This is a genomic window from Bradyrhizobium sp. 187 (genome assembly GCF_023101005.1).
In the GTDB taxonomy this organism is placed as follows: domain Bacteria; phylum Pseudomonadota; class Alphaproteobacteria; order Rhizobiales; family Xanthobacteraceae; genus Bradyrhizobium; species Bradyrhizobium canariense_D.
Map to the genome: position 1 here is coordinate 1,245,714 of NZ_CP064693.1, position 12,884 is coordinate 1,258,597.

General features: G+C 60.6%; 11 protein-coding genes. 8 read left to right on the top strand and 3 right to left on the bottom strand.

Translation table 11 applies throughout. The features are described from left to right. Positions 1-267: 267 nt before the first annotated feature. Positions 268-2,616 (bottom strand): outer membrane protein assembly factor BamA, encoded by a 2,349-nt coding sequence (gene bamA, locus IVB19_RS06105; RefSeq protein WP_247821104.1) that lies wholly within the window; start codon positions 2,614-2,616, stop codon positions 268-270. 240 nt (positions 2,617-2,856) lie between these two features. On the opposite strand from bamA, the gene IVB19_RS06110 reads away from it, so the two are divergent. From IVB19_RS06110 to IVB19_RS06120, 3 genes are all read left to right on the top strand, one after another. Then, on the top strand, positions 2,857-3,909 hold the full coding sequence (locus tag IVB19_RS06110) for a hypothetical protein (RefSeq protein ID WP_247821105.1): 1,053 nt from the start codon (positions 2,857-2,859) through the stop codon (positions 3,907-3,909). 40 nt (positions 3,910-3,949) lie between these two features. Beyond that, positions 3,950-4,126, top strand: coding sequence for a hypothetical protein (locus IVB19_RS40600; protein WP_524536738.1), 177 nt, complete (start codon positions 3,950-3,952; stop codon positions 4,124-4,126). A gap of 635 nt (positions 4,127-4,761) precedes the next feature. Beyond that, positions 4,762-5,541 carry a helix-turn-helix domain-containing protein gene (locus tag IVB19_RS06120; protein WP_247376678.1) on the top strand — a complete coding sequence of 260 codons (780 nt, stop codon included), beginning with the start codon at positions 4,762-4,764 and terminating at the stop codon, positions 5,539-5,541. A 118-nt stretch (positions 5,542-5,659) separates the two neighbouring features. Here IVB19_RS06120 and IVB19_RS06125 read toward each other — a convergent pair whose 3' ends face one another. Together IVB19_RS06125 and IVB19_RS06130 are read right to left on the bottom strand one after the other, a co-directional pair. Continuing rightward, positions 5,660-6,406 (bottom strand): MIP/aquaporin family protein, encoded by a 747-nt coding sequence (locus IVB19_RS06125; protein WP_247376680.1) that lies wholly within the window; start codon positions 6,404-6,406, stop codon positions 5,660-5,662. Between the two features lie 123 nt (positions 6,407-6,529). Beyond that, complete coding sequence (locus tag IVB19_RS06130; RefSeq protein WP_247821106.1) at positions 6,530-7,993, bottom strand: catalase; 1,464 nt, start codon at positions 7,991-7,993, stop codon at positions 6,530-6,532. A 904-nt stretch (positions 7,994-8,897) separates the two neighbouring features. On the opposite strand from IVB19_RS06130, the gene IVB19_RS06135 reads away from it, so the two are divergent. The 5 genes from IVB19_RS06135 to IVB19_RS06155 all read left to right on the top strand — a co-directional run bounded on the left by IVB19_RS06135 (position 8,898) and on the right by IVB19_RS06155 (position 12,613). After that, positions 8,898-10,142, top strand: a complete 1,245-nt coding sequence (locus tag IVB19_RS06135; RefSeq protein WP_247821107.1) for a molybdopterin-dependent oxidoreductase — start codon at positions 8,898-8,900, stop codon at positions 10,140-10,142. 7 nt (positions 10,143-10,149) lie between these two features. Beyond that, on the top strand, positions 10,150-10,482 hold the full coding sequence (locus IVB19_RS06140; RefSeq protein ID WP_247376684.1) for a c-type cytochrome: 333 nt from the start codon (positions 10,150-10,152) through the stop codon (positions 10,480-10,482). Positions 10,483-10,552: 70 nt separating this feature from the next. Further along, on the top strand, positions 10,553-11,044 hold the full coding sequence (locus tag IVB19_RS06145; protein WP_247821108.1) for a GlcG/HbpS family heme-binding protein: 492 nt from the start codon (positions 10,553-10,555) through the stop codon (positions 11,042-11,044). A gap of 1,138 nt (positions 11,045-12,182) precedes the next feature. Next, the gene (locus IVB19_RS06150; protein WP_247376687.1) at positions 12,183-12,407 is read left to right on the top strand and encodes a hypothetical protein; all 225 of its coding nucleotides are present in this window, start codon (positions 12,183-12,185) and stop codon (positions 12,405-12,407) included. Then, positions 12,404-12,613 (top strand): hypothetical protein, encoded by a 210-nt coding sequence (locus IVB19_RS06155; protein WP_247821109.1) that lies wholly within the window; start codon positions 12,404-12,406, stop codon positions 12,611-12,613. The genes IVB19_RS06150 and IVB19_RS06155 overlap by 4 nt, the downstream gene beginning before the upstream one ends. Positions 12,614-12,884 lie beyond the last annotated feature (271 nt).

Genomic DNA, 12,884 nt, shown 5'->3' on the forward strand with positions numbered 1-12,884 from the left:
TCGGTCATTGTCGGGCTAATGTAGCCCGTCACCTAACTGCACGGCTCATGGCCAAGCTGGAACGGTCGAACGGTGAACTTTATCCCAGTGTGGCTTTTTGCTCCAGCGCGCGCAACGGTTGTACGGCGGGTGGCGGTGAAGTCCACCTCTCCCATCTGGACCGGCATCATCGAAGATAACGGGCGACAACTTATGCGCGAACGCTGTCGCGAACTCATTGTTCGTCCTCTGCTTCCGCAAATGATCGTTTTCGACTGACCCAATCAATCAGAACGGCGAGGCGGTGAAATTGAAGGGTTGCGTCACGTCGTAGGCAGCCTTGGTCACCGGCACGGCATAGTTGACGGTGAGGGCGCCAAAGGGCGAGCCCCACGTGAGACCGACACCAATTGACGAGCGCAGGACGTTACTCCTAGCGACATTGACGGTCTGCGTACCGAATGTCGTGGGTCCGGTATAGCCAAACACGCTGCCGGCATCGACAAAGGCCGAGGCCTTCAAACCATACTCATCCGGCACGCCGGGGATCCCGGTCTGCAGTTCGGCCGTAGTGGCCCAGTACATGCCACCTCCCACATTGTCCGTTGTACTGCCGGGTGTCAGGTCGCGCGGGCCAAAGCCGTCGGGCGCAAAGCCGCGCACTATGCTTGGACCGCCGAAGAAGCTGTTGAGCAGCGGCACTTGCTGTCCGCCCCAGCCGCTGATGTAACCGCCTTGGGCTCGAATCATGCCGACGAGGTCGCCACCCAGCGACTTATAGTAGCGCACGTCTTCCGTCGTGCGCAGGAACCGGACGTCACCGCCAAGGCCGGCAAGGTCTTCCCGGAGCTGCGAGTTGATGCCGGTGGTCGGGCTCTTGCTGCTGTCGAGCGTACTGAATGTCGTGGTGCTGCCAATGGCCGAGACCCAGGCAGGTCCGGCCGCGGCTGCCTGCTGGATCGGCAACGAGACCGTCGTCCCTGACGAGGGGGGCGAGAGCGTGACGTCTTGGTTCGAGATTGAATAGCGCCACTGCACGCCGGTCTGTTCGTTCAGCGGCGTCGTCAGCCCAAAATTCGCGCCATAGGTGTCGCTGCCATAGGACTGGTAGCTATTGGCAAAGCTCTGCTTGGCGAACAGCTCGGCGGCTCCCGTGGCGCGGCTGTCGAGTAAATACGGTTCGGACACGGAAGCATCGAAGCCGCGTGAATATTGGCCATAGCTCACGCTGGTCTGCACCGCCGTGCCGGTGCCCTGGAAATTGCGGTCGCCGAGCTTGATCTCGCCCAGCCATCCATCGGTTGTCGAATAACCCCCGGAAATGGAGAAGTCGCCGGTTGACTGGTCCGCAACGTCAACGTCGAGCACGACGCGATCGCTCATGGAGCCCGGCCTGGTCGTGATCTTTACGTTTTTGAAATAATTCAGGCCCTTCAGCCGTCGCTGGGCGCGATCGGCCATCGTCTGGTTGTAGGCGTCCCCTTCGGCGATGTCGAACTCGCGGCGGATCACATAGTCCTTGGTCCGCGTATTGCCATGGATGTCGATCCGCTCGATATAGCTGCGCGGCCCCTGATCGATCACGAATGACATGTCGATCCGTCCCCCCTCCGCATTGCGGTGGGTATGCGGCACCACATGCGCAAACGGAAAGCCGAGCTTAGCCAGCTCGAGCGCCAGGGCCTCCGTGCTCCTGTCGACGAGACTGTCATCGAACGTCGCGCCAGTGCGCGCGGAAACCCGAGCGCGCAGTCGTTCGGGACCGACCTCCGGAATATGGGACTGGAGGTCGATACTGCCGAAGCGATAGGCTTCACCCTCATCGATCGCAAAGGTCAGGACAAAGCCCTGGATAGTCGGGTCATATTCGGCCCGTGCATTGGCTATGCTGACGTCAGCATAGCCGCGGTTGCGGTAATAGCGCCGAAGCTGATCCTGATCGGCCGCGAGCCGATCAGGATCATAAACGTCGGCGTGGGTGAGAAAGCTCAGCACGTTGGTCGCGGACGTGCTTATAACGGCGGCAAGCTGGCGCTTGCCGAAAGCGTGATTGCCGACGAAGTTGATCTGCCGCACCGTCGTCTTTGCGCCTTCGGTGATCGTGAAAACGAGGTCGACGCTGTCCTTGCCGCGGCCGATGATTTCCGGCACCACCCCGACATCGTTACGGCCAACGCGGCGATAGGCCTCCATGATGCGACCGACATCCGCCTGCAGCGTGGCACGCTGAAGCGGTCCGCGCGCCTTGGACTGGACGACGGCCGCGAGATCCTCGTCCTTGATTTTCTTGTTGCCTTCGAAGACGACGCGGACAAGGACCCTGGCCTCGACCAGGTGCACGACCACGGCCTCGCCGGCACGATCGATCTTGACCTGGTCGAACAATTCCGTCGCGATCAGCCCCTTCAGCGCCGCATCCAGCGCCGCGGCATCGTAACGGCCGTCTGGCGCAGCCCGGAAATAGGAGCGTACCGTCTCGGCATCGATCCGCTGGTTGCCTTGAACGATGACCCTGGCTGCCGGAGGATCTGCCGCAGCGGCATTCAAAGCGGAAAGTGCCAATACGGCGGCGGCAAGCAGCGCTTGCAGGTTACGCGCGCGGCGACGCCGCCGTTGATCTCTCTCAGTAGCTCTCATCCTCACGTCGCGCCTGCCTGGTGTCTTGCGACGAGATGAATTTCCCGCAGCGGGCAAAAGAATGTCGGAGGCAAGGTCTGTTGCAGGCCGGTCGTTAACGGCGCCACAATTTCGACGCGCTGTCGAGCCGGCCTTCCCAACAATAGTCGCATAGCCGCTCCAAATGGCGTTTAGCGACGATGATCGAAGGCGCGCGCGATAGCGACCAGGAAACTTTCGCGCGCGCGATGGAGCATCAATATGCGATATGCAGCACTCATCCTTCCCTTGCTGCTTCTCGGCGGCTCCGTTCGGGCCGCCGTTGCCCCCGAGATCGATCCGCGCGCCTCACTTGGCGTGGTACAGCAGTGGATCTATGGTTATCGCGGCAAGCCGGACTATGCGCACGTGCCGGCGGCCGTACGCGTTCTCTTTCATTCCCAGACTTTCAAGGAGCCCGAGAGCGCGGGCATTTATCTCGGCTTCATCGCCGGCGCGATCGGCTCGAATCCTGCCAAGGCAGAGCAACTCGTCAACAGCTTCTTCCCCGTGCCGCCGCAAGACGAGTGGGTGATCGTGCGGGCTATCGCCTATTCTGGCCTGCCCGATTGGCGCAACCTGCTGCGGCAGATCGAACCGAAAATTCCGGAGCGGCGTATCATGATCGAGAGCTATCTCAACGGCACGCTGCCGACGCTCGCGGAGATCCCGCTGGAGGACTCGAGGCCGGGTATGCTCGACAAATTGCGCAACGCCTTCACCCAAAATCCCTTCAAGAAGGAAGAAAGGAAGCTCGATACCAAGCTGACCTTCGCCTCGAGTCAGGATCTGCTGGATACGCTGTGGGGCTATTATTTCGCCACCGGTTCGCATGTACCGATCATGCGCATCGTAAAGATGCTGCCGTGGTCGAAGAGCCGCGATACGCTCGACAAGCTGACCGTGGGCAGCATGGCCCGTTACACGCTCGCAAGCTATGCGGTGCGAGATAGTTCCCTGCGCGAATTTCTCCGCGACGAACTTCCGCGGCAGTCCGAGGCTGTGAAGGGCCCGCTAACCGAAGTAATCCAGGCCGCAGACAGGGTCGAACTCGGCGCGGTCCGTCGCGATGCGCTCGCTGCGGTCGAAGAGCTCAAGGCCAAGGGATCGGACGCGCGCCGCAATCTGGATTTGTGGGGCCAGGTCGGCGTCGGCGCGATCGCGCTCGGCTGCGTGTCGGCGGCAGCCCTCGGCCAGGTTGCCGTCGGTATACCCTGCGTGATAGGAGGTGCCACTTCGCAAGGGCTGTTGTCGTTCTGGGAAAAACAGCAGTAAGGTCGACGCGCGGGTTTACGACAGCTGTCAGAGGTCGGCCATGGCTTCGGCTGATCGCCGGCGCTGTCGTGCGGTCCCGCACCATGTGCCGATCGGAGCCGCAGATATTCGTCGTTACGACCTTGAGAATGACGCCGTGATCGATCGTCGTTTCTGCCGGATTGCGGAAGGTCGAAAAGTCGATGTTCTGGACTTCGACGCGCCGGGCTTAAGGTAAGCGACGTCGCGATTGGAGCTGGAAGGCATCTGCCAATCTCCTTAGGTCTCACGCTGTGCGTCATGTTGACGTGATAGGTTCTTTGCTGGACGGAGGCGCTCTCGGCGCGCGCAGATAGTCCTGGACGAGGTATGGACTTTGGCCGTCTTGCTGCGATTACCCAATGTCACGCCAATTCTGTCTTGCATTCGCGCCTTTTGTTGCGTCAATTATACATTGCGTCGCGCCAATGTCTCGACGCCCTGATCTTGTGATAAATTCGCGCGTCGCGGCTTTTCCCGGCTTCGTCCCACAATTGTGGACGAAACGCGCAAGACTCAATCGATCGTGACGGTCGAGTCTCAACTCGGCGTGAGCGGAGGCGACTCCACATCTTGTTCATCGTCGCGACCGGCCTACTAATAACATCTGGGGTTGGACGGTATCAAAGCGAGTCAGATCGAATAATGGCCAGCTCCGCCGAATCGACATTGAATCAATCCGCTGCACTTCCTCTCCCACGTCCGGTCGCCGAGTCTGCGCCGTGCCTGGATCGGAATCTTGAACCTCGCTCGCTTGTGAACATTTCGCCGCCTGAGATCGTCAGACGCCATTCTGCCACGTGGTCGGGCTTACACGCGGAGACGGTCCAGATCATGCGGCACGTGCCGTTTGAATACGGATTCCGGGCTCCATGGCATCTGCTCATTGCCGCTGAAGTCGCCGAGCGCGACGACGGCGAGACCTTTGTTGAAGGTCTGCCTCGGTCTACGCTTCGCAATTTCGCACGTAAGCTCACCTTTGTTCCTGCCGGGCATGACTTCCGTGGATGGCAGAAACCTCGCGCATTGACGCGTACCACCTATTTCTACATCGATCCCTGCTGGCCACTCGTCGATCCGGCGCTGCGCTTCGAGGAGATCGAATTCAAGCCGCGACTGTTCTTCTTCGATAGCGATCTCTGGCAGACCGCTCTCAAGCTGAAGTCGCTGATTGCGAACTCGGACTCGATGACCCGGCAATACGGCGAAGTGCTTGGCATCGCCTTGACGCATGAAGTCGTTCGCATCAATAGTGACGCTGCGTCCCGAGGGCCCACCCGGCGCGGCGGCCTTGCGTGCTGGCAGCAAAAGCGGGTGACCGCCTATATCGAGGAGCACGTCGCCGACGACATCCCGCTCGCGACCCTCGCCGGACTGGCGCGACTGAGCCCGTTCCATTTCTGCCGGTCGTTCAAGGAGGCCTTCGGAATGCCGCCGCGCAGATATCATGCGAACCGCCGAATCGAACGGGCCAAGCAGCTATTAACGAACCGCGAACTGTCCGTCATGGCCATCGCACTTGAGGTCGGCTTCAGCGATACGAGCACATTCACCGCTGCATTTCACAGGCTGACCGGCCAAACCCCGAGCCGTTACCGTCGCAGTGTCTGTTGAAGCGATCCCGGACGCCATGCCGACCTCGCTTCGGAACTGAGGTTGATGCAGGGCGTCCGCTCCGGCGTATCCATCGAAGCGGCTCCCGAATGACGTGCCAGTGCGCCTGCTGCCGATCTCATTCGGCGGGCGTGCCGGCGGCCGCGCGGTGGTCGTTTGTTGCCGTTCGCTCGTGGCCGAGCCGCCCGAGGCCAGTGTGCAGAAGGGCAGCAACGATGGCGCCCACGACTGGTGCCGTCAGGTACAGCCAGGCATCGTTGAAATTGCCGGTCGCGACCATCGGGCCCAGCGCCCGCGCCGGGTTGAAGGGTGCACCCGTGAGGGCACCGCCCATGAGGATGTTGAAGGTCAGGGTCATGCCGATGGCCAGCGGTGCGAGGTTGCCGGCGCGGCCCGCAACCGCCGTGCTGAGCACCACCGTGACCAGGAAGAAGGCGAGCAAGGCTTCGATCATGAAGCCGGCCTCCGGTGTGATCGTCACGGTCGCGGCACCTAAAGCGAGATTATGCGCGAGCGCCGGTACGCCGAGGCCAGTGGCGGCGCCGCCCAGAACGGTCAGCAGCATGAGCGCGCCGGTGACACCACCGATGAGCTGGCTGACGATATAGGCAAATGCCTCGCCAATCTTCATCGCGCCGGCGGCGAGCACGCCCACGGTGACGGCGGGGTTGAAATGCCCGCCCGATACCGGGCCATAGGCGAAGGCAAGAGCCATGATGGCCAAGCCGTGGGCGAAGGCAACCGCGGTGATGCTGTTAAGGCCGGCCCCGTCGCCGACCACGGCCGCGGCGCCGGCACCGATGAACACGAATGCAAAAGTTCCGACGAGCTCGGCAAGGAGTTTTGGTGCAATCCGATCGGACACTTGTTCTCTCCAGAGATGATATTCACTGTTTGGAGCGATCAGCTTCGTGCCAAGGGACGAGCGCTGGTTTCGGAGAGCCGGCGGCCCGGTAGGAGGGGCCGCCGACCTGGGAAGCGGGCGGCGCTACTCCGCGGCAACCATCTGCGGTTTGAAATCGATGCCGATCGCCTTCGCGATACCGGCGCCGTATTCGGGATCGGCCCTGTAGCAGTGGGCGATCTGCCGCTTGACGATCTCGAGTGGCACGCCTTGCATCGCTGCCTTGTAGTTCTGGAACAGCTGCTGTTTCTGCTGGACGCTCATCAGCCGGAACAGGTCGCCGGGCTGACGATAGTCGTCATTGCCGTCGCGGTGATTGTAGCGGTCAGCTGCGCCCGAGATCGGGAGCGGCGGCTCGCGGAAGCGCTCGTCCTGTAGCGGGCCGTTGAACGAGTTCGGCTCGTAATAGGCATCGGGATTCGGATTTCCGGCGAGCCTCATCGCACCATCGACGTTGTAGGTGTGCACGGGGCAGCGCGGCTTGTTGACGGGAAGCTGATCCGCATTGATGCCGATGCGATAGCGGTGCGCATCCGCGTAGGAGAAGATACGGGCCTGCAACATCTTGTCGGGCGAATGGCTGATGCCGGGCACGATATTAGCGGGCGACAGCGCGGCCTGCTCGACTTCAGCGAAATAATTCTCAGGATTGCGGTTGAGCTCGAGCACGCCGACCTCGATGAGCGGGTAATCCTTGTGCGGCCACACCTTGGTGAGGTCGAAGGGGTTGTACCAGTGCTTTCCGACATCGCTTTCCGGCATGATCTGCACGGAGAATTTCCATTTTGGGAAATCGCCTCTCTCGATCGACTCGAAGAGATCGCGCTGATGGGTCTCACGGTCCTGCGCGACCCTCTCAGCGGCTTCTGCATTGGTCCAGTTCTTGATGCCCTGCATGGTCTTGAAGTGGAACTTGACCCAGTGACGCTCGTTCTTAGCGTTGATGAACGAATAAGTGTGCGAGCCAAAACCATCGACGTTGCGATAGCTCTGCGGCAGGCCTCGGTCCGACATCAGGATGGTGACCTGATGCAGGCTCTCGGGCGACAGCGACCAGAAATCCCACATCGCGGTCGACGAGCGCATGTTGGTTCTCGGGTGCCTCTTCTGGGTATGGATGAAGTCAGGAAACTTCAGCGCGTCGCGGACGAAGAAGACCGGTGTATTGTTGCCAACCATGTCCCAGTTGCCTTCCTCGGTATAGAAGCGCAGCGCGAAGCCGCGGACATCGCGCTCGGCATCGGCGGCGCCGCGCTCGCCCGCCACCGTCGAAAAGCGGATGAAAGCTTCGGTCTTCTTGCCCTTCTGAAGCACCTTGGCGTTGGTGTATTTCGTAATGTCCTGCGTGATGGTCAGCGTGCCAAAGGCGCCCGAGCCCTTGGCGTGCTGGCTGCGCTCGGGAATGCGCTCGCGGTTCTGATGGGCAAGCTTCTCGAACAGAATGAAGTCCTGCATCAGCACCGGGCCGAACGGGCCCGCGGTGACGCTGTTCTGGTTGTCGGAGACCGGCATGCCGCTGTCGGTGGTGAGTGTAGGGCGTTTGGCCACGGATTACTCCTGTGTTGCGAGACATTATGGTCCCGGCGGCGCTGCTCATGCTTTCGCAACGTCGTCTCGCAGGATTGCGGCTGCGAGACCGGGCGTGAATGGAAATGTATGCATCCGCTTCGCAATGAGTTTGGCTCGATTGCTGCAATTGCTGCGGTTTTGCGCCAATCTCCGAAAGCGGAATTTAATCAGCTGGCGCGATCCAGGGATGGAGCGCAATCTCGAGCCGTAGTCACGCGTTTTTGTGGTCACGCGTAGTTTCGGTCCATAAACTCGTGTCAGGCCGACATGCGTTCTGGAATGTTGCTGCTAATCAGGGCCAATTTGTTGGGTTGGGCGACACCCCTCTCGCGGATTGCAAAAGGCTTCTCATAAGCGCCTCTGCGCGCCAAGCGTAAATACGCGGAGATTCGGCGCAGCAATGAGGCGAGCTTCCATTCGATGGGCAGGACACCTCGGGGCCCGCCGGTCGGGATTACCCCGACCCCATTCTGCGCTGATGCCATTGCCATCGGCCGCGCCGATTACTGCCTTCGAAATTTCCCGTTAGCTATTCGGAGCCGCGCGACCACATGAGGTCCGGGGCGAAAAGTTCGACACGCGCAAGTTCAACATTCGACTTTCGCGTACGTTTCCAGACATCCGTTCAGCCGCTGCGGGTCGCCGAACACTCAAGCGTGATGAGCATGGTGCTCGTTCCTTCCTACATCGGGAAATGAGGCGCTTGGCTTGCGTTCACGGCAGACGAAACCATTACCGCGAAAGCGGGCTAGAACTCGCGAAATCATACGACAGATGGGTCTTGCATGCCGTGCTGACTGCTCCGGCCGACCGAAGCTGTCGTCAAGCCTGACGCCGCAGACCAGGTTTGGCGTAGCGCAGGGGCACAGGATAGGAGCAGCTGATGCGGGATCACGACGTGCAACCGTCGATGCTGACGCGACGGCGCGTGCTGGGCGGGATGGGAGTCGCGAGCCTGGCGCTCCTGTCGGCGCCGGCATCAGCGCAAGAGACGGTCGATCTGGATGTGCCGGGCGGCCCAAGTATGCGGACGGTCACCACATCCTATCCGCAAAAGGGCCGAATGATCCTGCAGCGCTCGAGCCCGCCATGGCTTGAGACGCCGTTCGAAGTCTTCGACCAGGGTGTGTTCACCCCAAATAACCAGCATTATGTAAGCTGGCACTGGGCGAACTTTCCAGGCGACATCGATGTGGATAGCTTTCGTCTGAAGGTGCGCGGCCAGGTCAATCACATCCTCTCGCTTTCGCTCACGGACGTTTTACGGGGGTTTCCGAGATTCGACATCGCCGCAGTCAACCAATGCGCTGGCAATTCGCGCCTATACGCCGTCCCACGCGTCGCCGGCGCTCAATGGGCAGATGGTTCGATGAGCAACGCGATCTGGACAGGGGTGCGTCTCAAGGATGTGCTTGACCGGGCGGGTGTAAAACCTGGCGCAGTTCAGGTCCGCTTCGGCGGCCTGGACGAGCCGGCGATGGAGGGTGCACCGAAGTTTCTGAAGTCGCTCACCATCGATCACGCTCGCGACGGCGAGGTGATGATCGCTTTCACCATGAACGGCGAGCAACTTCCCCTGCTAAACGGATTTCCGCTGCGGCTCGTTGTGCCCGGCTGGTGCGGTGTTTACTGGGTCAAGATGCTGAACGACATCGAAGTTCTGGATCACCCGGACACCAATTACTGGACGGCGACGGGCTACCGCGTGCCGGACACGCCGTACAATACTGTCAAGCCCGGCGAAACTGGATTCAAGATGGTGCCGGTGACCCGCAACGCTCCCCGGTCGTTCATCACCAATATTGGTAACGGCGACAGCGTGCCGGCGGCGACGCCAGCTTTGGCGCGGGGCATCGCCTTCGGCGGCGATTGCGGTGTTGCCCGCGTCGATCTGTCCATTGATAGCGGCAAGAGCTGGCAGCCGACCCAGCTCGGTGCTGAGCATGGCACATACGGCTTTCGGCAATGGCAGACGCAATTCACCTTGCCGGCGCGCGGCGCGCACACGCTGATGGTTCGTTGCACCAACACTAAGAACCTGGCGCAGCCAAACTTCCGGATCTGGAATCCGGCCGGCTACATGTTCAATACCATTGAAACGACCCATGTGGCCGCGGTTAAAGGATGATCTGAGAATGCTACGCGCTGTTTTGCCGGTGGTCACCCTTCTCGGTCTTGCTCTGTTGCCATATTCTGATCTGGCCGCAAGCGTCACCACGTTGAAGTCGCTGAAGCTGGATGTCCCCACCAGCGACACGATGTTCCCCGCCGGTCCGGAATCGGATGCGATCAACAACAACTGTCTCGCCTGCCACTCGGCTGACCACGTGTTGAACCAACCGTCGCTCTCCAGGGAGGCCTGGCAAGAAGTCGTCAACAAGATGATCACAGCCTACAAGGCTCCTGTCAGCCCTGACGACGCCAAAGCTATCGTGGACTACCTGGTTCGCACCAAGGGCACTTCATAGGTATTGTGACGCAAGCTGCCCGCGATAGCATCCCTCGCGGCGGTAAACTTCATGAACTGAGTGAACGCGCATGACGAAATTTGAAATTGGCGTTGGAATGTTGGCAACGGTCTTCTGCTTTGCAGCCGGGGCGCAGACCATCAACGTGATGATCCTTGATCAAACCGGAGCCCAGACGGTGCTGCAGGCGGCACGTGAGAACGCAGAGCAGCGGAATGCGCCCTCGGCGATCGCGGTGGTTGATCCTGCCGGCGATCTGCTTGCTTTCCAGCGGATGGATGATGTCCGCCCGGCAAGCGCGGACCTCGCTATCGAAAAGGCACGAACGGCGGCGCGGCTACAGAGGTCGACGGCAGAGATCGAGGACAGCATAAATCAGGGCCGCACGGCGTTCGTCACTGCCGGCATCCCGGTGCTGCGCGGCGGCACGCCGATCCGTGTCAATGGTGCAGTCGTGGGCGCAGTAGGTATTGCCGGCTTGAGTAAGGAGACCGACGCCGAGATTGCGAACACCGCCGCGGCGGCGCTGAGCCCTTCACCCATGAGGGCTCAGCGTAGGTGACTGGAATGATCTGTTCTTGGGGGCTGTCGGCGCGGAAGGTGATGCGATAGTGAGTTGCGGCGGGCGCGGGCGAACGAGCTGCGACGCTCCCTTAAGTCGCGGCGTCGTTCGAAGAGGCTATTGCAGGTGCGGCTGGCGGCGGCACTCGCCAACGGCTTTTGGCACCTGGGAGAGTTCCCGCGCGTCTACCGTCGCGCCTTTCGTGAGCTGCCTTCGCAAACGCGCGCATGGGCCAAGCAATGCAGACAGTTGGATTTGTCAACTCAGCTGCCCCACAGGAAGCAAACTGACACTGGTCTCGCCGTCGTCTCCCGTCCTTTTCGAGACAGCGTAGTCGATCCGTTTTTGCGGATGCCTGTATGTCCATTGTAGCCACGTCGCGCGAGTTGGGGCAGGGCAGCGATATGTCCATCGCCGGGAGTAGCTCGGAAGTGACGAATTTGAGGCAGATCGACGCGACTGCCGCCTTTGGCGGAAGTGGCCGGCTTTAAGAGAAGGCGCCCTAAACCTTCGTATCGGTCCGCGACACCATTTAGATAACGGGACGAATACCGACATTCAATTGAGTTGCTGATCGTGGTCGTCCTAGGCTGCATGCGTTGGAAAGCGCACGATCTCACGAAGTGCGATCGTGAAAAAAGGATGATCCACGAACAGCTGCGATGAAGCCAAGAGGAGACTACAATGCCCAACTGCTCCGATAGTCTTAGATCTGGCAATGCCGCGCGATGCGCAATTTGTGATGGCAAGTTTGGTCTCGTCCGGCACTACTCGTGCCGAACGCCTCTTTGTTCCCAGAAGTGCGTCGATCGCTTCAGAGCTCGCAGGGAAAGTGACCGCAATTGGGTGGGCTGGCTCCAGATCACCTTCAACCAGCCGCCGGAGAACCGCGCGAGGGCTGTGTGATGGTCCAGATCTCACAACGCGGCAAGGCATATTTAGAGACAGCACGGACTTTGCTCCGCGCCGCCCAAACCATGACCGACTCAGCGATTGCGGGTCAGCTTAAGGCCCTTGCCGACGACTACGAGCGGCGATCCGAGCAAGCTTCGCAAGTTGATGCAGCCAAAGCATTATCACCATCGTCTGCTGGCGCTGAGCGCGAATGGCGTGCATGACCTGGTGGGCAGCTTCAAACATGTTCCTCGAATTCTGTACCATTGAAGCGCTGAACCTGCGCCCCGGCTCCAAGGAGCTAGAGGCATTCAACGTCGAGCGAGTGCGCGGCGACCTCAAGTGCAATCTCGGCTGCAAGAAGAAGGAAGTGATCCACGCGCTCGGCCTGCATCCGCGCACCGTGGCCAAGGCCATCAAGATCATCCGGGCAAATGCCCATCGCAGCAATGGGGCTCTCCAGTCGTGATCAAGATTATCGCCGTGCTCTGCAATCTTTCCTCTCCGGCAAATTGCCATGAGCAGACCGTCACCACCTCGGACTTCGCAGACGTCTCGATGCAGTCCTGCCTCATGGGCGCGCCGCAGCTTGCCGACTGGATGAAGCTGCATCCGGCAGAACGCCTGGCGGGCTGGCGCTGCGTGATCGGCACACAGGATGGCAGGGCAGCTTAGGGTCGAAAGCCACTTCCCCGGATGCGTTGAACCGCTGAAACGCAAAGGCTGCGATCACTGACCGGGACCGCTCGACAATCAGCGGGCCCTACCGATCGAGTAAGTCTTTGTTTGCGGTGCACGGGTCCGGAAGCAGGGCCGAGATACCAGAAGGTTAAGGGACGGGAACGAACCGGAAAGAGTTGCCGCAGGATGGCGCGACGTTTTGTTGCCAATTTCAAAGGGACAATCCGCAGCTGGGAGCTGCCGCCGCTGCATGGCCGCTCTTGCC

What these genes read in the sequence shown, in the direction of transcription:
- IVB19_RS40600 (WP_524536738.1), top strand. Translation starts at nt 3,950, where the DNA reads ATGGCTTCGGCTGATCGCCGGCGCTGTCGTGCGGTCCCGCACCATGTG.
- IVB19_RS06135 (WP_247821107.1), top strand. Translation starts at nt 8,898, where the DNA reads ATGCGGGATCACGACGTGCAACCGTCGATGCTGACGCGACGGCGCGTG.
- bamA (WP_247821104.1), bottom strand. Translation starts at nt 2,616, where the DNA reads ATGAGAGCTACTGAGAGAGATCAACGGCGGCGTCGCCGCGCGCGTAAC.
- IVB19_RS06120 (WP_247376678.1), top strand. Translation starts at nt 4,762, where the DNA reads ATGCGGCACGTGCCGTTTGAATACGGATTCCGGGCTCCATGGCATCTG.
- IVB19_RS06140 (WP_247376684.1), top strand. Translation starts at nt 10,150, where the DNA reads ATGCTACGCGCTGTTTTGCCGGTGGTCACCCTTCTCGGTCTTGCTCTG.
- IVB19_RS06110 (WP_247821105.1), top strand. Translation starts at nt 2,857, where the DNA reads ATGCGATATGCAGCACTCATCCTTCCCTTGCTGCTTCTCGGCGGCTCC.
- IVB19_RS06150 (WP_247376687.1), top strand. Translation starts at nt 12,183, where the DNA reads ATGTTCCTCGAATTCTGTACCATTGAAGCGCTGAACCTGCGCCCCGGC.
- IVB19_RS06145 (WP_247821108.1), top strand. Translation starts at nt 10,553, where the DNA reads ATGACGAAATTTGAAATTGGCGTTGGAATGTTGGCAACGGTCTTCTGC.